The organism is Paenibacillus algicola, assembly GCF_005577435.1.
GTDB lineage: Bacteria > Bacillota > Bacilli > Paenibacillales > Paenibacillaceae > Paenibacillus_AQ > Paenibacillus_AQ algicola.
Genome location: NZ_CP040396.1, coordinates 2,169,385 through 2,188,572 on the forward strand (window position 1 = coordinate 2,169,385; position 19,188 = coordinate 2,188,572).

General features: G+C 44.8%; 29 protein-coding genes. 26 read left to right on the forward strand and 3 right to left on the reverse strand.

Annotation, left to right across the window (positions count from 1 at the left end; all coding sequences use genetic code 11):
- Positions 1-7: 7 nt before the first annotated feature.
- The 14 genes from E6C60_RS09955 (at position 8) to E6C60_RS10015 (ending at position 8,179) form a co-directional block, all read left to right on the forward strand.
- Positions 8-328: a phage baseplate plug family protein gene (locus E6C60_RS09955; RefSeq protein WP_138225716.1), complete on the forward strand. Its 321-nt coding sequence runs from the start codon at positions 8-10 to the stop codon at positions 326-328.
- On the forward strand, positions 321-1,109 hold the full coding sequence (locus E6C60_RS09960) for a phage protein (RefSeq protein ID WP_138225717.1): 789 nt from the start codon (positions 321-323) through the stop codon (positions 1,107-1,109). The genes E6C60_RS09955 and E6C60_RS09960 overlap by 8 nt, the downstream gene beginning before the upstream one ends.
- Positions 1,106-1,483: a Gp138 family membrane-puncturing spike protein gene (locus tag E6C60_RS09965; protein WP_138225718.1), complete on the forward strand. Its 378-nt coding sequence runs from the start codon at positions 1,106-1,108 to the stop codon at positions 1,481-1,483. The genes E6C60_RS09960 and E6C60_RS09965 overlap by 4 nt, the downstream gene beginning before the upstream one ends.
- Entirely contained in the window at positions 1,480-1,845 is a 366-nt protein-coding gene (locus E6C60_RS09970; protein WP_138225719.1) for a DUF2634 domain-containing protein, read from the forward strand. The genes E6C60_RS09965 and E6C60_RS09970 overlap by 4 nt, the downstream gene beginning before the upstream one ends.
- Positions 1,835-3,007, forward strand: coding sequence for a baseplate J/gp47 family protein (locus tag E6C60_RS09975; protein ID WP_138225720.1), 1,173 nt, complete (start codon positions 1,835-1,837; stop codon positions 3,005-3,007). Before E6C60_RS09970 ends, E6C60_RS09975 begins: the two co-directional genes overlap by 11 nt.
- The gene (locus E6C60_RS09980; RefSeq protein WP_138225721.1) at positions 3,000-3,641 is read left to right on the forward strand and encodes a hypothetical protein; all 642 of its coding nucleotides are present in this window, start codon (positions 3,000-3,002) and stop codon (positions 3,639-3,641) included. The genes E6C60_RS09975 and E6C60_RS09980 overlap by 8 nt, the downstream gene beginning before the upstream one ends.
- Positions 3,642-3,652: 11 nt before the next feature.
- Entirely contained in the window at positions 3,653-5,005 is a 1,353-nt protein-coding gene (locus E6C60_RS09985) for a pyocin knob domain-containing protein (RefSeq protein WP_175415261.1), read from the forward strand.
- A gap of 14 nt (positions 5,006-5,019) precedes the next feature.
- Positions 5,020-5,313, forward strand: coding sequence for a hypothetical protein (locus tag E6C60_RS09990; RefSeq protein ID WP_138225723.1), 294 nt, complete (start codon positions 5,020-5,022; stop codon positions 5,311-5,313).
- Complete coding sequence (locus E6C60_RS20925; RefSeq protein WP_175415262.1) at positions 5,313-5,471, forward strand: hypothetical protein; 159 nt, start codon at positions 5,313-5,315, stop codon at positions 5,469-5,471. The genes E6C60_RS09990 and E6C60_RS20925 overlap by 1 nt, the downstream gene beginning before the upstream one ends.
- Positions 5,472-5,556: 85 nt before the next feature.
- Entirely contained in the window at positions 5,557-5,850 is a 294-nt protein-coding gene (locus E6C60_RS09995; protein ID WP_217496399.1) for a hypothetical protein, read from the forward strand.
- Between the two features lies 1 nt (position 5,851).
- Positions 5,852-6,124: a phage holin family protein gene (locus E6C60_RS10000; RefSeq protein ID WP_138225724.1), complete on the forward strand. Its 273-nt coding sequence runs from the start codon at positions 5,852-5,854 to the stop codon at positions 6,122-6,124.
- Positions 6,117-6,851, forward strand: coding sequence for an N-acetylmuramoyl-L-alanine amidase (locus E6C60_RS10005; RefSeq protein ID WP_138225725.1), 735 nt, complete (start codon positions 6,117-6,119; stop codon positions 6,849-6,851). The genes E6C60_RS10000 and E6C60_RS10005 overlap by 8 nt, the downstream gene beginning before the upstream one ends.
- Positions 6,852-7,092: 241 nt before the next feature.
- The gene (locus tag E6C60_RS10010) at positions 7,093-7,560 is read left to right on the forward strand and encodes a hypothetical protein (protein WP_138225726.1); all 468 of its coding nucleotides are present in this window, start codon (positions 7,093-7,095) and stop codon (positions 7,558-7,560) included.
- A gap of 10 nt (positions 7,561-7,570) precedes the next feature.
- Positions 7,571-8,179 (forward strand): hypothetical protein, encoded by a 609-nt coding sequence (locus tag E6C60_RS10015; RefSeq protein ID WP_138225727.1) that lies wholly within the window; start codon positions 7,571-7,573, stop codon positions 8,177-8,179.
- A gap of 45 nt (positions 8,180-8,224) precedes the next feature.
- Here E6C60_RS10015 and E6C60_RS10020 read toward each other — a convergent pair whose 3' ends face one another.
- On the reverse strand, positions 8,225-8,626 hold the full coding sequence (locus tag E6C60_RS10020; RefSeq protein ID WP_138225728.1) for an SH3-like domain-containing protein: 402 nt from the start codon (positions 8,624-8,626) through the stop codon (positions 8,225-8,227).
- Positions 8,627-8,921: 295 nt separating this feature from the next.
- Between E6C60_RS10020 and E6C60_RS10025 the strand changes: the two genes are divergently transcribed.
- The 6 genes from E6C60_RS10025 to E6C60_RS10050 all read left to right on the forward strand — a co-directional run bounded on the left by E6C60_RS10025 (position 8,922) and on the right by E6C60_RS10050 (position 13,856).
- Entirely contained in the window at positions 8,922-9,254 is a 333-nt protein-coding gene (locus E6C60_RS10025; RefSeq protein ID WP_138225729.1) for a DUF4064 domain-containing protein, read from the forward strand.
- A gap of 428 nt (positions 9,255-9,682) precedes the next feature.
- Positions 9,683-10,105, forward strand: coding sequence for a hypothetical protein (locus E6C60_RS10030; RefSeq protein WP_217496400.1), 423 nt, complete (start codon positions 9,683-9,685; stop codon positions 10,103-10,105).
- A complete protein-coding gene (locus tag E6C60_RS10035) occupies positions 10,102-10,611 on the forward strand; it encodes a hypothetical protein (RefSeq protein WP_138225731.1) in 510 nt (169 codons plus the stop codon). The genes E6C60_RS10030 and E6C60_RS10035 overlap by 4 nt, the downstream gene beginning before the upstream one ends.
- Before the next feature lie 1,216 nt (positions 10,612-11,827).
- A complete protein-coding gene (locus tag E6C60_RS10040) occupies positions 11,828-12,112 on the forward strand; it encodes a hypothetical protein (RefSeq protein ID WP_138225732.1) in 285 nt (94 codons plus the stop codon).
- Positions 12,113-12,214: 102 nt separating this feature from the next.
- Complete coding sequence (locus E6C60_RS10045) at positions 12,215-13,402, forward strand: IS256 family transposase (protein WP_138225733.1); 1,188 nt, start codon at positions 12,215-12,217, stop codon at positions 13,400-13,402.
- Positions 13,403-13,538: 136 nt separating this feature from the next.
- Positions 13,539-13,856, forward strand: a complete 318-nt coding sequence (locus E6C60_RS10050; protein ID WP_138225734.1) for a hypothetical protein — start codon at positions 13,539-13,541, stop codon at positions 13,854-13,856.
- Positions 13,857-13,985: 129 nt separating this feature from the next.
- On the opposite strand, the gene lexA is transcribed toward E6C60_RS10050, so the two are convergent.
- The gene (gene lexA, locus E6C60_RS10055) at positions 13,986-14,612 is read right to left on the reverse strand and encodes a transcriptional repressor LexA (RefSeq protein WP_138225735.1); all 627 of its coding nucleotides are present in this window, start codon (positions 14,610-14,612) and stop codon (positions 13,986-13,988) included.
- Positions 14,613-14,893: 281 nt separating this feature from the next.
- Here lexA and E6C60_RS10060 point away from each other — a divergent pair, with 281 nt between their 5' ends.
- From E6C60_RS10060 to E6C60_RS10085, 6 genes are all read left to right on the forward strand, one after another.
- Positions 14,894-15,166 carry a LysM peptidoglycan-binding domain-containing protein gene (locus E6C60_RS10060; protein ID WP_217496401.1) on the forward strand — a complete coding sequence of 91 codons (273 nt, stop codon included), beginning with the start codon at positions 14,894-14,896 and terminating at the stop codon, positions 15,164-15,166.
- Positions 15,167-15,365: 199 nt separating this feature from the next.
- Positions 15,366-15,569 (forward strand): DUF896 domain-containing protein, encoded by a 204-nt coding sequence (locus E6C60_RS10065; protein ID WP_138225737.1) that lies wholly within the window; start codon positions 15,366-15,368, stop codon positions 15,567-15,569.
- Between the two features lie 39 nt (positions 15,570-15,608).
- Positions 15,609-16,130 (forward strand): hypothetical protein, encoded by a 522-nt coding sequence (locus tag E6C60_RS10070; RefSeq protein WP_138225738.1) that lies wholly within the window; start codon positions 15,609-15,611, stop codon positions 16,128-16,130.
- A gap of 35 nt (positions 16,131-16,165) precedes the next feature.
- Positions 16,166-16,966 (forward strand): HAD family hydrolase, encoded by an 801-nt coding sequence (locus E6C60_RS10075; protein WP_138225739.1) that lies wholly within the window; start codon positions 16,166-16,168, stop codon positions 16,964-16,966.
- 178 nt (positions 16,967-17,144) lie between these two features.
- Positions 17,145-17,789, forward strand: a complete 645-nt coding sequence (locus E6C60_RS10080; protein WP_138225740.1) for an SDR family oxidoreductase — start codon at positions 17,145-17,147, stop codon at positions 17,787-17,789.
- Between the two features lie 187 nt (positions 17,790-17,976).
- Positions 17,977-18,411 (forward strand): FixH family protein, encoded by a 435-nt coding sequence (locus E6C60_RS10085; protein WP_138225741.1) that lies wholly within the window; start codon positions 17,977-17,979, stop codon positions 18,409-18,411.
- Between the two features lie 96 nt (positions 18,412-18,507).
- Here E6C60_RS10085 and E6C60_RS10090 read toward each other — a convergent pair whose 3' ends face one another.
- Entirely contained in the window at positions 18,508-19,041 is a 534-nt protein-coding gene (locus E6C60_RS10090; protein WP_138225742.1) for a cupin domain-containing protein, read from the reverse strand.
- Between the last annotated feature and the right edge of the window lie 147 nt (positions 19,042-19,188).

The window sequence follows — 19,188 nt, forward strand, 5'->3', positions numbered from 1 at the left end:
TGATTAAGTGGAGTACATCGACATTGAGAAGGACCAGATACCACACCGTTTTGACGTTGATCTGGCTGGTGAGATGTTCACATTTGAGGTCCACTATAATGCCGATTACGACTTCTTCACGGTGGATCTAGAAAAGGACGGCGTGGTTTTGACTACCGGCGAAAAACTGGTGTACGGTTTGCCTCTCTTTCTTGATGTTATGGACAACCGTTTCCCTAAAGTGCCCATTATTCCCTATGACGAATCTGAAAAAAATAGAGAAGTAACTTGGGAGACGCTTGGAGTAAGCGTCTTTCTATTTGTGATTGAAGGTGAGGAAGATGAATAACTTTGGCCGTGTCTGTGAGGTCATGACCGAGAATATGAAATTTTCCATGGATGATTTCAACATTGTGGCTTCCGTACCCTTTGATAATGACGCACTGCCGAATGAAGCGGAGATTCAAATCTGGAACCTGTCCGACACGACGATTAATAACATCAAACGCGGCAAGATTCTGATGATGAATGCCGGTTACCTGGAGGACTCCGGGGTCATCCTGCACGGTTATATCTCCAGTGTAAAAACCGATCGGTCGGGGGTGGACAAAATCACCACGATTACGGTTCTGGACTCGGAGGACTTATCCAAACGGCAGATAAAGGAGATTGCTTACGCCAAGAACACACTGGCCAGCCACATCATTAAGGAGATGGCCCGTTACATCGGCTTGCCGGTAGCTCAGATGGATCTGAACCAGGATTACCGTTATCAGGATGGATATACCGCAAAGGGTCCAGTCACTGAGATCATAACCAAGGTGGCTAAGGACTGTGGAACATCCGTTTATATTAACAAAGGGAAGTTGTATGTCCGTAGCCTGCGCCGCGGCGGAGACAGTGTATTCAGTCTGAACAAAGGTACCGGATTAATCGGCTCACCAGAGTATTTCGAGGATGCAACCGCTAAGGGATATAATGTCCGATCCCAGCTGCAGTATCGCATCACCACGGCAGCTGTCATTGACCTGGAAAGTGAATTGTTCAAAGGCCGGATGCACGTCCGCAGCGGCACGCACCGGATCAGCCGGACGGGGGATTTTATGACGGAAATGGAGGCTCTGCTATGAGAAACGATCCTGCCGCCACTCTTTCCAAACTGATTGAGGGATTTGTAAACAGGTCCATGAGCGGAGTCCATGTGGGGTTGCCTTGCCGAGTTATCACCTTTAACGAATCCATCTGCAGGGCAGACGTGCAGCCATTGATCCGGACCGGGGATGATGAACCGGCCGTGATTCAAAACGTGCCGGCACTCGGCCGGAAAAGAAAGGTGGGGGTCGAAATTGAGACGGAAAAGCCGTTTTATGAAAAAGGCGATATCGTCCTTGTGGTTTGCGCTGACCGGGAGATCAAGAATGTGCTCGGGGGAAAAGTCGCGGCCCCGGACAGTTCCCGGACGCATGACATTAATGACGCTGTGATTGTGGGGGTGTTCGTATGATTTCCCTCAAGATTGATGAAACAGGGGATCTGGTCTTTTCTGGCGGCGAGCTGGCCATGATCGAGGGACCAGAGGAACTGGCGCAGTGCGGCCGGACGGCTATAGGCACCAATAAAGGGGAATGGTTCCTCAATCCGGATGCCGGTATTACCTTCAGCAAATTCCTTGGAAAAGAGATCAACGAGGAAGAAATGCGGGACGAGTTAACAGCCGGGCTACTGCAGGAGGATCGGTTCCAGACCGTGGAGGACATAGACTTCACGATTAACCGGAAATCCCGGACAATGCTGGTCACCTTTACGGCAGTGGGGATTGACGGCACAACGATAAGAGTAGAGGGGGTGGAGGTAGGTGCTGGATAGAACAGGGTTCAAGCGCCGGCGGTTCCAAGATCTGTTTGAAGAAATGGAGGACAAGGCCCGCGAAACGTTTGGCGACCAGATTAATACTTCGGAGCGTTCGCCACTCGGTATCATCCTGCGGCTGTTTGCGTGGTTTCTGGCACGGATCTGGGGGACAGCCGAAGACGTATATAATGCCGGATACAAAAACACTGCTGCTGGCAATAACTTAGACAGGCTTGGGCCCTACTCAGGCGTCACGCGGATCTTGGAGCAGTGGGCGACCGGGGAGGTTGTATTGACCGGGACCGCAGGAAAGAGCGTTGAGGCGGGGTTTCAGGCTGCCACAGAAATGGGGGTTTACTTTGAAACCCTTGAAGATGTAGTCATCGGGCCGGACGGAACGGTAACGGCGGCCATAGAAGCGCTGGATTCCGGTTCACAAGGCAACGTGGCAGCAGGTGCCATCACGATCATTGTAAATCCTAATCCGGATATTACAGCTGTTTCAAACCCGGAACGCACCCAAGGCGGCCGTGAAAAGGAGACAGACGCTGAATTCCGGGACCGAATGGATCAAGCCGTAGCCGGCGGCGGTGCGGCGTCCTTGGATGCCCTTCGCGGTGCGCTCTTAAGGCTGGACAATGTCCGCGCAGCTGCCGTTATCGAGAATAACACTATGCAGGCTGATCCTGTCGGCCGGCCGGCGAAGTCATATCAAGCCTATGTGCTTGGCGGTGATGATCAGGCCATAGCGGAGATGATTTTCCAGAAGGGTGCCGCCGGCATTGAGTCACACGGTGATATTACTGTGCAGGTACCGGACCTGGGCGGATATGTCCATGATGTGAAATTTAGCCGGGCGGAGGAAGTACAACTGCAGATCAGTGTGGATGTTACTAAAAACGAAAGTTACCCAGCAGACGGAGACGAACAAATCAGGTCCGCGCTGGTCCGATATGTGGGCGGGGAGGATGGTGGCAGCTACTACAACGGGCTGAACATGGGCGCTTCTGTCATCTATACCAGACTGATTAGCGCTGTGTACAGCGTTCCAGGCGTTGAGGATGTGTCCGTCTTGGTTGGCTCGGGGAATAATCTGCAGCCGGCAAATGTACAGATTCAGCCGTTCCAGGTCGCACAGGTCCGGGCAACGGATATTGAGGTGATCAGTCATGTTTAGCTTGAAAGACATGCTTGGCCGCCTTACCGATGTCTACAATAAGAGCTCAACGAGCAATATTGGCAAGCTGATCGGCATCCTCCACGGCCAGCTGCAGCAGGTGAGTGACAGCCTGGAAACCATTCGAGAATGGCGGGATATCGACAAGGCCAAGGGGACGACACTGGACCGGATCGGTGAGAACATCGTGCAGGCTCGAGGGGCTGCCTCCGATGAAGTTTACCGGGTACTGCTGAAATCGAAGATCGCTCGAAATTTGTCGAAAACCGATGTAAACACCATCATTCAGGTGCTTGCCCTTGCGTTAGACTGTCCTTACGCTGATATTCGAATTGAGCCGAAGTACACTGACTCAAGCGAACCTGAGCCAGCAGCTATAAAACTTATTCGCGTGCCGACGAAGCGCTTAAATGAGGTTGGCATGTCCCCCTTGCAGTTTGGGCAGATTATCCAGAAGACGGTGGCTGCTGGTGTGAGGGTGGCACAGATCGAGCTGACCGGTACATTCCGGCTGTCATCAGTCTATGATCAGCTGCAGACTGGACCGACCGGCCTGGCAGATGTGGACATGACGACCGGCGGGTCTTTGGGAGAAGTGTACGTGCCAGGCAATGATTATGTATTACCGATATAGGAGGGATTGCTGTGCCATTTGAAAAAATCGTGCCTGAATGGGGCGCGCCGGGGGTGGAGCCTCCGGAGTCCAAAAAGCAAGAAGGGTGGCAGGTGGGGGATCATCCGCCGGCCGCGTGGCTTAACTGGTTTTTCAATCAATCATCTGAATCAATACAAGAGCTGCAACAAAAATCTGCTGAACAAGCATGGGTGGTACAGCAGTTGGCAGAGCTCGACGTGGATATCCCTGATGCCTCTCTGACAGGCAAGGGGATCGTACAGCTCAATAATAGCGTCACGAGTACGTCAACGGCCCAGGCGGCTACTCCAAGCGCAGTCAAAGCAGCATATGATAGAGCTGTGGCGGCGCTGTCCAAAGCCGGCGGAGAGAACATGACAGGACGTTTGATCCAGCAGCAATGGGGAACTTTTTCATCAGGCATTTCGGGTAATGCTCTCTTTGGGAATAACTGTTATTTGGACAATGCTATTTTCAGGTACGAAAACACCCATACGTCACTGGGAGCGCGGGGTCTCTATATGAGATATGCTTCAGGTACTGAGCCGCAAATCTTCATATTTGATACAGGCTTAGTTCCGACGACTGCCGGTCAAGCGTTCACTCCGACCCTCCGGCGTGTACTTCATGATAACGATAGTTTGGCACAGTTAGTTAAAGTCACAGATAACAATGGATTTGCCATCGACATTTCAAATAAGAATATTAATTCATTTTGGAAAAGTGGTTGGTACATGGGTTCCAATGTCATAAACGCTCCCAATAGTGGCTGGTGGTATTATGAAGTCATCAGGCACAATGACCTGTGGGAGGTTCAAAAAGCATACGATTTTAACAATCCGCACAGCTATAGGCAGCGAATGAAGCAGAATGGGTCCTGGAGTGCTTGGTCAGAAGACCTTTTTCAATCTGTCGCTAACGGGAAACAGGCGATCGCTACCGCCATTAGCGGCAAGGGAATAGCAGCATCAGGTAGCGAAGAATTTTCGTCATTGGCGAGTAAGATTTCACAAATAAGCACAGCAGCAAAGATGGCGTCGGGGTCATTCACTAAGCCAGCGTCTAATAATTGTAATTTCACCATCGACAACCTTAACTTTACACCTTCGTCATTGGTATTGGTTATCCGCGCGGCAACCAATTTCTACAATTATCAATTTAGGTTTGTTGCATATCTTAATTCAAGTGGAACCTCTTGGAGATCTATGAGTTTTGTAGGTGACAACACTCTGACTCAATATTATTCACAAGGTTTCGAAGTGCGTTCGAATGGCTTTACATCAACGGGATACTGGGCGAGCGAACACGCTTATTTGAAGACAGGCAACATCGATACCAACATCGAATGGATCGCTATCGGATAAAGGAGGATTGCATAATGCAAATAGGAAATAGAATCATTTTTGATCAAGACGGGGAAATCATGTATCAATCAGGAGAAATGCAAGGCGATGTGCTCCCCCGGAAGGAGGTGACAAGTCTTGACTATGTAGATTTAGATTATGGCGCTGTCAACTTCCAGACGCACAGAATTGTAAGAATTGACGTAGACACAAAACAACCCGTGCTAGAATCTTTGGAAATCGTATTATCACCAGAGCAACAACGGATCAAGGAGCTGGAAGATCAACTGTTAATATTGGCTGATGCCGAAACAGGAGGAATTTTATAATGGTAAACCAAGTGGTAGTAAGAATTGCGGCTGATCGGATTATGAACGGCGGGATGAATCCCAAAACGGGGGAAACCTATGTGCTGGACGACATCACAAATCCGGATTATCGGCAAGCGGTAGAGGATCATATCCTCGAAAACACCGATGGAATTTAATCAGCGCCGCAAGGCGTATTTTTTATGCCCCTGGGTGGTCCGGGGGCTCTTTTATTTATAGAGAGGGAGACAGGGGGGAAGAAGGGTGGACATCACTGCCATGATTGCATTAATCGCTGCTATAAGCGGTATTGTGTTGGGTTGGATCGGCCGCACCAGATCATATCGTCAAGATCTAATCCAAGAGGCTGGAGCTGACGCGCTCCAACGCGCTGATGTGGATTACATCAAACGGGGAGTAGATGATATTAGGCTCGAGCAAAGGGTGCAAGGTCAGCGGATTGATGCTTTGTCTGAGCGCGTGACACGAGTCGAAGAATCGGCCAAGCAAGCTCACAAGCGCTTGGACCGAAAAGAAGAAATGGGAGGCGGAATTTGAAATGGAATGGAACATGATTTTTGAGTTGGTTGATCCGCGGCTGTTGATCGTTGTGGCCGCATGCTGGGTGATTGGCTTCATCTTGAAACAGACACCCAAGGTGCCGGACTGGTCCATCATTTATATTGTGCTGGCGGTGGCTATTCTCTTCACCGTTGGCGTCATCGGCTGGAGCATGGAATCCATAATCCAGGGCATCCTTGCCGGTGCCTTTGCCGTGTTTGGTCATCAGGTCGTTAAACAAACCAAGATTGGAGCTGATCAAATTGAGTAAGAAGGTATGGATCGACGCAGGCCATGGCGGTAAAGATCCGGGTGCTACAGCTAATGGGCTGCAGGAGAAAGATATTGTGCTGAAGTTGTCCCAAGGGATTAAGAAGCAGCTGGAAACTGAATACGAGGGTATTGAGGTTCTTATGTCCCGAAGCACGGACGTGTTTCTGGAGCTTTCAGAACGGACCGCAGCTGCTAATAAGGCGGGCGCTGATATCCTGGTGTCTATCCATTGTAATGCTGCAGGCGGCTCAGGCGGCTTTGAGACGTTTCGCTTTACCAATGCAATGCCGGCTTCAGCTGCACTGCAAATCTCCCTGCATCGTGAAATCATGGCGGCACTCAATCCTTATCGTGTTACGAATCGCGGCCAGAAGAGTGCGAACCTGCATATGGTTCGGGAGAGCAAGATGCCTGCAGTGCTGACCGAGAATCTGTTTGTTGATGTTTCGAATGATGCCGGTCTGTTGAAACGGCAGGAAGTGCTGGACGCTCTTATTCAAGGGCATGTGACCGGGATTGCAAATCACCTCGGCCTGAAAAAGAAGGAGGAAGCTGCGGTGTCCAAGAATGAACGGGATATCAATGTTGTAAGCTCGTGGGCTGCTACGGCATGGAAAGCAATGACCGAACAGGGCTACGTGGATGGCAGCCGGCCAGGTGCGCCGATCACCCGGGAGGAAATAGCTGTGATGCTGAGTCGTTTTATTAATAATCAACAGAAGTAACACATTGACCCTACCGGCTATGTCTGGCAGGGTCATTTCTATTTTGATTTACTAAAAATTTTCATAAAGTGATTAAATAAGAAAATTAAAATCAATAATTTAAGTTAGTAAAATAATATAAACTAATGCAATTAGTTCTTTAGTCTTATAAATTTTAAAAAAACACTAGTAACTTTTTATTTATTATAGTAAATTATAGGAAATGTATGGATAATCATAATTGTGGGTGATATTAATGGTAGTGAATGAATCAACTAAGAATAAAGTCTACTTTTTTACTTTAGCGAATGATGTTACAGATATGGGGGAGTCAGAAGCGACTATATTATATAATCCCTACTTTTTTAAACGAGTAATTGTTCCCACTAAGATAGATTTTCATTTTGTTATGGGGTTACGGCTAGATGTAACCACGGTTGAATCGTTAACAATCGAGGTGGAAACACCATCAGGGGAAATAATATTCGAAGGAGATGCTACTTCATTAATAGATCGTATAGTTGAAGAAAAAAGAGTTAAGGAATCCCAAAAAATGTTATACTTTAATCTTAAAGCATCCAAACAGAGTGGATTAGCAATTAACGAATATGGTATACATAAAATTTTTATTTATTTAAATGATGTTGAATTGTACCAAACTGAGTTACTGATTAGGAAGGGACAAAACTTAGAAGAAGAAAAAATAGATGGTGATTCTAATGGAGAATAGGGTTGAAAATTTGTCCAATCCCAAGTCAGTAGATGAAAATATACTTGATGAGGTTAAAATAAGAAGAGATAAGAAACGTAAATTAGACATTTCTTTGGATTACCCGCATTACCCTGTGTCTGAGTTTGAGAGCATACTAAAGGAACTCACATCAATAGTTCAGATTGCAACTGCTTCTAATCAAGGAGGAGGAGGTAATGGTATGGATGATCTTCGTCGAAGAGTTGATAAATTAGAACATTCTATATCTGAATTAAAAACAGCCTTAGAAAAACATGCAACATCCTCTGACCTAAGAATTGCTCAATTAGAAATCGAAAAGAAAGTAAGTTCAGATATTGCTAACCTACAGGATTATTTGAAGACTACAGGTGATTATCAACATAAAGAACTTAAACAGTCACTCGAAAAAATGGAGAACAAATTTAACGAAATCCCTTCCAAAGGTGATTTTAAAGAACTCATCCTAGACATGAAGGGTCAATTAAATCTGGCTTCTAAAACTGATGTTAGCGACTCTGTCGGCAAACTTCACATTAAATTAGTACTTTGGATTATTGCTACTATGATTACTGTTTCGGGAATTGCCTCTGGAATACTAATAAGAATTCTAAAATAAATTAAAAATCCTACTAGATAAGTAAAATACTAGTAGGATTTTTAACTAATGAGATAATTTAGTTTTAAGGACTTTAAATAGAACATCAACTAATTCTTCGCGATCTGCTTCGAAAAATCGGCCCTCATAAAGCACTAGCCAACCATTGCCCCAACTTCGAACCTCTATATTAGTATCATACGAAAGAAGATCTAAGAATTGTCCCATATCGAGCAAAGGGAAACACGTATCCCAATCATCTGTTTTTCCATCTTCGTATACTAAATAATAGCTGCTATCTTCAGTTCTTACTTCCTTGAGCATATGTACTTTGTCAGTCGAAAAGTCATAGAAGAATTCTCCCGGTTCAGGATCGCCCCATAAAGCTGATTCATGAAATCTCTCAACTTCTTGCTTCGTAAGTGTTTTGATGTCATCGACTGATAACTGATGTTTGATAAATTTCATATACACCCTCCTTTTGATTGAAAATTAATTATTCGGCTTACATGCACTATATCCGCCAAGGGCACGTATACAACACCTTGATTGATACGAAGCTTCACACGGTCGGTGCATGCTTCAGGTATGCCTTGCAGCCTATCTCCGTCTATTGTACGTATTGTCAGCTGCTGGCGGTTTTGAAGAGCAAGCTTTATTTCGGTGATCATAACAGAACCCCCTATAATATTACAAAAATTGCTTTGATATTTGTATAATATCATGTATAGTACATTAGAACCATATATTAGGAGGTCATTCTATGTTTGCAATGGGTCTGGTAGCAGGTATTTTTGGTGTGATTGCTTCGATTATCGCTCTGACGGTCGGAGGTATTGACGCTGCTTTTTCAAATGACGGTACTTCCAGTATTCTAGGACTTGGATTAACGGCCATGATATTTAGCATTCTTGGCATTATCGGAGCTGCAATGTCTAAGCCAAAACCTAAAGTAGCTGGTGTTTTAATGGTAATCAGCGGCATTGCTGGATTTATCAGCATCTCTTTCTTCTACATATTATCTGCAATTCTTTTCATTATCGGCGGATTCATGGGGATCCTCGGCAAGAGAGAAGTGCAAACCAAAACGGCATAATAAAAAGGCCTGGGTATGGCGTCCCGGGCCTTTTTCATATTTCCAAACGCTTGGGATTTTCAATTAGACATTGCCAATTAACAACGGTATGCTCAATACTTGGTCTGTAAAAACTTCGATAGCATTTAATCTACGAGGAAGACATACTTCAAATCCTATATATTTGCAGATAAAGTTACCGAATATTTAAACGTATAACGTACTGGATAATAATTACTCACAGCGTGAAAGATTATTTGATAGGAAATATATTTACATCAAATTCCAAATTGATTATACTTGTTTTAACTATAGTGTGATATGAAAAAAAACAGTTCGCTATTATAAATGTTTAAATGGAAATTTAAGGGGATGAACAATACTAAATGCCTCGAAAACAGGACAAGGCTTCGAATTTTTCTCATCCAGGATGGAGAGTTTCTTACAACTTGATTACATGGATAATCTTAGGGATAACAGTTTCTCCAGGTAATAGTGTTTTTGTTGGTTTATTCATGCTTGGTTGTGGTTTGTTATTTGACTATGCTAAATGTACGCCTACAACAAAAATTAGATCATTTACCAAAGGGGTAGGGATGACTATAGCAGTTCTTACTATTATGCTGAATTTAATAGCTGTATTTGGAGCTTTGACTGTAGATAATAATCTAAATATAAAAATTGAATCATTCCCATTCTTTGAAGGTAATGGCTTTGCTGTAAAGTGGTATTGGCTTTTTTCTGGTTTAACAGTTATTTGGACGCTAGCCGATTGGTTAGGAGAATACGTAGAAGAATTGGAATTAGAAAAGGCAAGCTTACAGACCGCTGTAGCTCTTGAGAACGGAGAGAGAGGGGGCACCAGGGCTTGAGCATTTCATTTTTAATTGTTAGTATCTTGCTAGTAATTATAGCTGGTACAAGTATAGGTGTCGGAATTAAATTTCGTATGTATAATGTACATTCTGATTATTACTTACTTTTACCAATATTGGCAGTGTGTCTTGTATCTGTGATGCCAGCAATAATCTTTAAGAGAGGTTATGTTGTGATGGGAGATATTACAGAAGATGCAATTAATTCTTTGATTAGAAAACACTCTCAATCTGAAAAAGTCCCTTATAAAAAAGTATCGCGTTACTTTAGATTTCAATTAGCTGCTTCAATTACAATTGGATTTTATAAAAATATACCAATGGTTTTAAACTCTATGGCAGAAAAGTTTCCTAAGAATGAAGAGGCAAGAATAACAAAAAATGAAGAGGCGGGAATAAAACGGTTAGTATACATTTACAGAATGTTATTTGAAATGATCAACAAAATTCTGATGATAATGTCTGAAAAAGAACGTATAAATACATTGGAAAAATTTATATAATATTCTCCCCAGCGTTTTGCTGAAACAATATCACTGATAAGCTCAAATATTTCATTTATAATTGAATGTTATTTTTTAAGGGCATTTACGACACGAAGCAAATGCCCCCCAAATTGCCCCCCGTTTGCCCCCTTGATCAAAATAAACTCTAAAAAGCTTTGACAACTGATTTATTAAAGCCCCCTTGATTCCTATATATTAATGAAGAAAAAATTCTGTTTGATAGCCATGACCATAAACCGCACACAGGTTCACGGATGGGAACGCGATCAATACATGACCATGTACTAAAAGAGGAATCCCTTGCGCCGTATGGCGTGAGGGGTTTTTGTTTTGGGGGGCAATACGAATCGGTATAAGGAATATATTTGAACACCCACAATTCACCCACAAATTACTCGAAAATGTTTTTCTTGTGACACTCGCACTTATACATATTCGTAGCCTCAAGTTTTTTAAACACGTGAGCGTACACATCGGATGTTATCCGAATACTTCCATGACCTAAGCGTTCTTGTACATGTTTGAGAGTAAACGGGGATTTCCAATAATTAAATATAAAAACGATATTTAGGCTCAAAACCGAACTATAAAATTTAAATCCAAACAAGTAAGTGATCCAAATAATCTGATAGATGGAAAATTTATCTTCCTCATAAAGAGCTAGTATATATGTGGTAGAATTAACTGAATAATACACAGTGAACGACGTCCTGTTTTAAGAGCTTCTACAAACCTTCATCAGGGTTCAACTCAGGAATGTACTCGGGCAAAAAACTTAAGACAGTCAGCCGTGGTTTGCTTCAAGGGACACCAGTTGTATTGTAAGGCGGTCAGGTAAGTGGGAATTATTGACTCATTCTCAAATTGCAGATGATCGATACGCCCGTCCACCATTTGTTTTTTAGCGCTGGCATGATTTCCTCGTGAAACGGAGCTTTTTTAGGGATCGGCTTTTGCCATCTTGTAGGTCGTTTTCTTAGAATTGAAGCCCAGCGTGACAGTAGTTTAGACACCTTTTTCCGCATTGTGTTCTCATCAAATTGGATGGTTTAACGAAACCTCTGCGACTTGGCGTATCTGTTCATCCTTGTGCTTCAAAGTAAGGCACGGGAAACAGTGTGAATTTGGGACATTACATAATGTCTTCCTTGATATGATGTGCAATCATAGGATAGAAGAATACAAATAGAAAAACTGTTTTCTAGGAGGAGAGATGATGAGAAACTTACGTGTTTTGCTTATATTAATTACGCTATTATTCATTATGGGTTGTAAGGGGGAGGTTGAAGTTACGAAGGATACTCATGAAGTTAATAAACCTGTATCAGATAACAATGCATTATCAAATCAAGTGATATCGTATAAAATTTTTGACAAACTATTTTTTGATTCTGCTAAAACTTTAAAAATTGAAGGATTTGACTTAAAAAACGGAACTTTTGAAGAGGAGTTAGTAATAGTCGATAAGGATTTATCGTTTAACACACGAGAGATTTGATGGCGTAAAATAAGTTGTGTACCAGAATTTGTGGTCTAGCCGAACACAAAAAAAGTAGGGTATTCTCGGGGTTGCGATGCCACCAGAGAAAGGACCCTACCGATGACTAATATAACCGAAAACACGATGAATAATCTATTTGAAAATCTTGTCATGCAATTTGTACAGGATAACCTCGAGCGCATAATGCGTGCTGAAATTACAGCCTTTATGGAATCGGACGAGTCCTGCAGACACAATAGCCGCAATGGCTACTATAAGCGCTCCCTTCACACGAAATACGGCAACATCGAGGACCTGTCGGTTCCGCGAGATCGTAACGGCGAGTTCCAGACGCAAGTGTTCGAACCGTATCAACGTCGTGACGGTTGGTTGGAGGAAGCTGTCATCCAAATGTACAAAAGCGGCATGGGCACCCGTGACGTCGCTCGCTTCATCGAGAGCATGTTCGGCAGCCACTATTCTCCGACGACGGTAAGCAATATTACGGCAACTGTGCTTGAAGACATTCAGATCTGGCAAGAACGCCCGCTCTCCAAGCGCTACGCCGTCATCTATTTAGACGGGATGTACGTCAAGTTAAAGCGCAGCACGGTAAGCGGCGAGGTCATCTATTTCGCGATGGGGATCGACGAGCACGGACATCGTCAGATCCTCGGCTTCTACATCGGCGGGCAGGAGAGCTCTAACGGCTGGCGCGAGGTGTTGAAAGACCTCTATAGCCGTGGAGTCGAAGAAGTGCTGCTCGGCGTGTTCGATGGCTTGCCGGGCTTGGACGATGCCTTCCGGGAGACCTATCCGAAGGCCGATGTGCAACACTGCATCGTACACAAGGTCCGAGCGACCTTCCCGAAGATTCGGGTGGAGCACAAGACCGACGTGATTAACGATCTGAAAACGATCTATAACGCGATCGACCATGAGATGGCGCTTGCCGCCTTCGACACGGTGAAGTCCAAATGGGGCAAGCTTTACCCGAAGGAGATGAAGTCATGGGAGAGCCAGCTGTCGACGCTGTTGACGTTCTACAAGTACCCCGCAGCACTGAAGAAGGCCATCTATACGTCGAACCCCATCGAGCGTATGAACAAGGAGTTTCGTAAGCGGCTCAAGCCAATGAACAGTTTAACGAATATGGATGCGGCCGAGAAAGTCGTCTACTTACAATGCATTGAGTACAACGATACGTATGCAGAACGCGTCACACCTGGATTCGGAATGACAGAGGTCAAAAAGAAGCTTGCTGAGATGTTTGACGAACGCTATCCGCTACCCATGAGTAACCAGTAACGACCGCACAAACGTGGGGCTTTGTCCCCCACGAACAACACGGTCTCAACATTCAGACATCACTCATATCCATCGTCCCGATGGATATCCTTACCGCCTTACACAAACTTCTTGACGCTACCGAGAGATTTTATCTTTGGAAGGAAAGATAGAAAATAACACACCAATACGAACAACTCAAAGAATGCTAATTTTTGAAGATGAAGATACCACTAAGCAAGTAATTATAAAGTTTGCCTACACTAAAAATTTTATAGGAAACGACATTATTGAATATAGTAAAACTAAAGGTCTATCTGACATTGATCAGAACCTATCTCAAAAAACAGATATTTTAACTTTTAGCTATAAAAACTTGATAATTATTGTCCAGCAGAATGCAGAGGCTAAAATAGATAGCGAAATAACAAAAAAAGCTACAAGAGCCATTCAGTCTTATCTAAAGAATTTTTAAAAATCCAGAATTTATGTTTTATAATTTTATAATACAGTGGCAGCTTTTTTATTTCGGAAGCAACAACAAAAAAAGATAACCCTGTACAAGTACAGAGGTCATCTTCTCTTAATTAGATGGTGAATATTCCTAATGAATATCTCTAAAAATGCCTACTACTTTACCTAAAATCGATACATGATTCAAGCGAAGCGGCTCGTACGCCGAGTTCTCTGGCTGAAGACGGATATGATCCTTTTCCTTATAGAAGGTCTTGACTGTAGCTTCGTCCTCTTCGGTCATGGCGACGACAATATCTCCATTGTCCGCGGTCTGCTGCTGTCTCACGATCACGTAATCTCCATTGATAATTCCAGCCTCAACCATACTGTCGCCAGCGACGGAAAGCATGAAAATCTTGTCATCGCCAACAAAATGCTGAGGCAGCGGGAAGTAATCTTCAATATTCTCCGTAGCGGTGATCGGAACGCCGGCGGTAACCTTACCGACTACAGGCACTCTGGAAATCGTATGCGTGAAAAGATTGCTGCTCTCTGACTCTTCCTGGCCCAGCAGTTCAATCGCTCTAGGCTTAGTAGGGTCTCGGCGAATCAGGCCCTTCTTCTCCAGACGGTCTAAATGACCGTGTACCGTAGAGCTGGAGGCCAGTCCGACGGCTTCGCCAATCTCACGAACTGAAGGCGGATACCCTTTACTGCGTACTTCTGTACGGATAAATTCCAATATGGCCAATTGGCGGCTGGATATCTTCGACATTCCTTATCAACCCCATTTATGTAACGTTTGGTAAAAGTATAACATAGAACTACCGTTCGTACAAACATTAGTTCTAAATAATTTTTCTCGGAACAATTGTTCGTAAAAAACGCTTGAAACAAACAAGTGTTCTTGTTATAGTAGATTCAAACAGAACATTTGTTTGGGAGATGATCGACATGCTGAAATATAGTACTTATCGGAGTATTTATGACCACCCGGCGCAGCCGCAAGCTAGGGCACAGGGGAGGAAGTCCTTATCTCAAGCTTTGAATTACATAATGTCTTTAAACCGCAAAAAGCTGTTAGGTATTCTGTTCGTGTTCTTTCTGGGCTTTAGCAGTGCATTGACTGTATTTGCAAACGGGGTAGAGGAACCTGCTGAGGTGAGGGAGATCGTTGTGCAGTCAGGTGACACCTTATGGAGCATTGCAGCTAGTCACAAGCCGGATTCCATGGACATCCGTGACTATATTCATACCGTTGCGAAGTTTAACGGACTGAATAGCCATGATATTAAATTCGGAGAGGTTCTGAGCTTACCCCTCTACTAAACTGTCATAGGGATTAGGCTTAATGTATACTCATTCTCCTTGATCTGCATTATTTAAAATGACGTATCTGTTTCTTCACAGATAATGATATAATATATCTGACTCTTTCATAATAAAGAGCTTGGTCAAGGCCGCTTTCTTGACAAGCTCTTTTTCTCATGTCACAGTTAGAAATGAACATATAAGTGGAGGTATTCAGATGGACATTGATGCATTGGTGGAGCGTATTAACGTTCTAGCGAGAAAGAATAAGACGGAGGGGTTAACGGAGCAGGAGCAGCAGGAGCGTGCTGAGCTTCGTGAAATCTATCTCAATAATATAAGAAGAAATTTCCGGCAGCAGCTGGATTCCATTGAATTTGTTGATGAAGAGCCCGGTAAAGGGAAAGGCTTAAAGCATTAAGTCTGCTTTTTAAATAAACATGAATAAAGGGGTAAGGACATGTCTCGTTCATGGGAAAGAAAAGTAAGCAAGAACCTGGCCCAGGTCAATAAACAGCGTAAGAAGCAGGGCCAGACCTCTATTGGCGGTAACGGTACAGCGGCTGATGGACACATTTTTAAGGGTCGTAAATATGTACTGCCGATTGTGCTTCTGGCCCTGGCAGGTCTGTACGCTTTGTTGGGCAGAGCTACAGCGAGCGCGGCTGGAGCAAGCGACGTTCTGAACTGGGTAGGAGTTAGTCTGTATGTGCTGCTTGCGATCATGATTTTTTTGAGAAAGCCGTTCTTGAAGGTTGGCCGAAATACGCTGTCAACGTTCAAATTCAATCGCGAACGGAAGCTATCACCTTCCGAAATTAGCAAGATTCGGCTTTTGAACGGCTCTGTCGTTATTGAGACGTCAGCAAAGGGCGGCAATTGGGTGTTTTCCCGTCTGATTAACCGATATGACACGGATGCTATGGGAAAAAGGCTGGAGGAATTCGCCAGCATGCACCAAATTGCGGTGGAGCGCGAGTAACCGACAAATTACAGAAGATTGAAGGGGAGAGGGACATGTCTACTGCTGCTGTGTTGTTTGATTTGGATGATACCCTGCTATGGGATGAGCGAAGTGTAGAAGAGGCCTTTACAGCTACCTGCAAAGCAGCTGCCGACGCTGTCTCCATTGATGCCGGGGAGCTGCTTGCAGCTGTTCGTGAAGAAGCTCGTAAGCTTTATGAAACCTATGATACATTTGCTTTTACTCAAATGATCGGCATTAATCCTTACGAAGGCTTGTGGGCGAACTTCACGGCAGGGGAACAGCCAGAGTTTCGCCGGCTGCAGGAGCTGGCGCCAGGCTACCGCAAATCGTCCTGGGACAAGGCACTGAACAGGCTCGGAGTGCAGAATGAGGAGCTGGCCGCTGCACTGGCGGAACAGTTCGCCGCGGAACGAAGAAAGCGCCCTTACGTGTACGCAGAAACGTTTGAAGTGTTGAAGTCGCTGCAAGGTAAGGTTAAGCTGCTGCTGCTGACGAACGGCAGTCCGGATTTGCAGCAAGAGAAGCTGGATGGAGTGCCTGATCTGGCTCCGTATTTTGATCACATTGTGATCTCAGGCAGCTTCGGTAAGGGTAAACCTGATCCTTCCATTTTCCTGCATGCGCTCAGCATGCTGGAGGTCGATCCACAGCGGGCTATAATGGTAGGGGATAAGCTGACAACTGACATTAAGGGCGGTAATGCGGCCGGACTGACAACCGTCTGGATTAATCGAACCGACCGTCCTAAAGATCCTGCAATCCTTCCGAATTACGAAATTCAGGATCTGAAGGAGCTGCACCCCATCTTAAATGAGCTGCAGCTTACATAAACAATCCTTATATGCTGCGCTATTGAAGTCCCGAATATGATTCGGGGCTTTTTAGCGTTCCCTTTTTACTTCGTGCCTCTAAAGCTGTGTTTCACATTCTCTCATTCAGGTAATTATACAGGTAGACCATGATGACCATGATGACCATGAGATCTAAACCTAGAGAGGAGAATTCACGATGAAGACAGCAGTGTTTGGAGCAAACGGACAAATTGGAAGAATCTTCACAGACCTCTGGATTCGAGAGCAGCATGGTGAGGTAAGAGCTTTGATACGAAGCAGTGATCAGGCAGGGTATTTTGAAGAACTCGGTGCAGATCCTGTGCTGCTTAATCTGGAGGATGATGTCAACACACTGGCGAAGGCGCTTGAAGGCTGTGAAGCAGTTGTTTTTGCTGCAGGCTCTGGAGGGGATACCGGGGCAGATATGACGCTGCTGATCGACCTCGACGGGGCGGTGAAAGCTTCCGAGGCAGCCTTGAAAGCAGGCATTGACCGGTTTGTGCTGGTGAGTGCTATGGGTGCAGGTGAACGGGAGCGCTGGAGCGACAGCATCAAGCCATATTATGTGGCCAAGCACTATGCCGATCAGGCCGTTGAATCCAGCGGACTTTCTTATACGATATTGCGTCCGGGTGCGCTGACCAATGACGAGGGCAGTGGAAACATTGAAGCGGGGCCGAGTCTTGAGCCTGGAAGTATTCCAAGAGCAGATGTTGCTGCTGCCATTGTGACTGCATTATTAGAGCCTAACACACAGGGCAAATCGTTTGAGCTGATTGAGGGCAGTACACCAATATCAGAAGCTTTATCAAAGCTCTGATTGAATACAGCAAATGAAGAATGCCTGGAGACACTTTCCTCAATTGAAGGTGGTCTCCAGGTCTTTTTATAACTCCGGCGGGTTGAATCGTCACATAATTGTAAGTCTCCCGCAATGCATCGAAGGAGAGGAATCATGTATAATGACCTTACGGATGTAGAACCGATACTAAAGCAGGTGAATTTATATGAAGAGCACTGGCACGAAGCTGTCTTTGAAAAGAAATGCTGCTCTATGGTCCGCGCTCCTGCTCGCCGCGATTGCACTGGCTGGCTGCAGTGGGGAGTCCGTCAAAGGGAGTGGCGGGGAATGGGTGCTAGAGGATCCGATCCTCATTGAATTAACTTTGAGCAAAGAGGTGGCCGCTGTCGGCGAGGCTGTGTCCATGATCGCGAAGGTCACTCAATCGGGCGAACCGGTGGATGATGCGGATACCGTAGAATTCGAAATTACGCAGGAAGGCGGAGGCATGCAGGTAAAGGTCCCGGCACAGCACTCCGGCAACGGAAATTATGAACTTCAGAAGAGGTTTACGGATACGGGTACATACCGAATTGTCTCTCACGTTACCGCGAGGGGAATGCATTCCATGCCTGTCAAGGAACTACAGGTTACCCCATAGCGCACATGCTGGTCACCGCCATACTATGAATATTGTACAATGCAAAAGCAGCAAGACCTCTGAGGCCTTGCTGCTTTTGCTGGTTCCTGATCGTTTTTACAGGCCTGGGTTAGGCACGGGTGTCGCGATCCAGCCATTGGCTTCAATGAACAAACGAACGGCTACAATTTGCTTGTTATCCATTAATGTAAAGAAGTGCGGCGTATTCTCAGGTACGGAAATAACGTCCCCCGGCTCCAATTCCACATTAAAATAACCTACATCCTCTGCACCTTTAATAATGAAAATGCCTTTACCGCCAACAATAGCGCGGATTTCATCTTCAGTATGAGTGTGAACCTCTTCAAATTTTTGCAGAAGCTCTTCCAGGTTAGGGGTAGATTCAGACAGGGTGATGACGTCCCAGATTTTATAGCCGCGGCGGGCAGCCAGATCCCGAATTTCTTCATCAAAAATATCAAGAATTCGTTTCTTGTCATCATCAGAGAGTGAAAACTGCTCCTGCAGCTCCTGTGGAAGCTTATCCATATTCCAATGCTCGTATACGACCTCTTGCGAGTTTAGGAATTGACGAACATTTTCCTCGCCGGAGATTCTTTCGTTCGTGTTGCGAATTACAATTTCAGCCATGATTATATCCCTCTTTCTCCACTTGGAATAATAAGTATTATAAGGTTTTACAAGCAGCTTGTCATCCCTTTACCTGTATTTTATATGATTGCGCCGCATAATTCACGTTATAATCATTCTTTCCTAATGAATTTAATTCTGTTACAC

Bases quoted from the DNA above. Each gene is read 5' to 3' on its own strand.
- E6C60_RS09970 (WP_138225719.1), top strand. From the start codon at position 1,480: ATGATTTCCCTCAAGATTGATGAAACAGGGGATCTGGTCTTTTCTGGC.
- E6C60_RS10075 (WP_138225739.1), top strand. From the start codon at position 16,166: ATGTCTACTGCTGCTGTGTTGTTTGATTTGGATGATACCCTGCTATGG.
- E6C60_RS09990 (WP_138225723.1), top strand. From the start codon at position 5,020: ATGCAAATAGGAAATAGAATCATTTTTGATCAAGACGGGGAAATCATG.
- E6C60_RS10065 (WP_138225737.1), top strand. From the start codon at position 15,366: ATGGACATTGATGCATTGGTGGAGCGTATTAACGTTCTAGCGAGAAAG.
- E6C60_RS10045 (WP_138225733.1), top strand. From the start codon at position 12,215: ATGACTAATATAACCGAAAACACGATGAATAATCTATTTGAAAATCTT.
- E6C60_RS09960 (WP_138225717.1), top strand. From the start codon at position 321: ATGAATAACTTTGGCCGTGTCTGTGAGGTCATGACCGAGAATATGAAA.
- E6C60_RS10080 (WP_138225740.1), top strand. From the start codon at position 17,145: ATGAAGACAGCAGTGTTTGGAGCAAACGGACAAATTGGAAGAATCTTC.
- E6C60_RS10020 (WP_138225728.1), bottom strand. From the start codon at position 8,626: ATGAAATTTATCAAACATCAGTTATCAGTCGATGACATCAAAACACTT.
- E6C60_RS10085 (WP_138225741.1), top strand. From the start codon at position 17,977: ATGAAGAGCACTGGCACGAAGCTGTCTTTGAAAAGAAATGCTGCTCTA.
- lexA (WP_138225735.1), bottom strand. From the start codon at position 14,612: ATGTCGAAGATATCCAGCCGCCAATTGGCCATATTGGAATTTATCCGT.
- E6C60_RS10070 (WP_138225738.1), top strand. From the start codon at position 15,609: ATGTCTCGTTCATGGGAAAGAAAAGTAAGCAAGAACCTGGCCCAGGTC.
- E6C60_RS10025 (WP_138225729.1), top strand. From the start codon at position 8,922: ATGTTTGCAATGGGTCTGGTAGCAGGTATTTTTGGTGTGATTGCTTCG.
- E6C60_RS20925 (WP_175415262.1), top strand. From the start codon at position 5,313: ATGGTAAACCAAGTGGTAGTAAGAATTGCGGCTGATCGGATTATGAAC.
- E6C60_RS10000 (WP_138225724.1), top strand. From the start codon at position 5,852: ATGGAATGGAACATGATTTTTGAGTTGGTTGATCCGCGGCTGTTGATC.
- E6C60_RS09980 (WP_138225721.1), top strand. From the start codon at position 3,000: ATGTTTAGCTTGAAAGACATGCTTGGCCGCCTTACCGATGTCTACAAT.
- E6C60_RS10040 (WP_138225732.1), top strand. From the start codon at position 11,828: ATGATGAGAAACTTACGTGTTTTGCTTATATTAATTACGCTATTATTC.
- E6C60_RS10060 (WP_217496401.1), top strand. From the start codon at position 14,894: ATGTCTTTAAACCGCAAAAAGCTGTTAGGTATTCTGTTCGTGTTCTTT.
- E6C60_RS10090 (WP_138225742.1), bottom strand. From the start codon at position 19,041: ATGGCTGAAATTGTAATTCGCAACACGAACGAAAGAATCTCCGGCGAG.
- E6C60_RS09965 (WP_138225718.1), top strand. From the start codon at position 1,106: ATGAGAAACGATCCTGCCGCCACTCTTTCCAAACTGATTGAGGGATTT.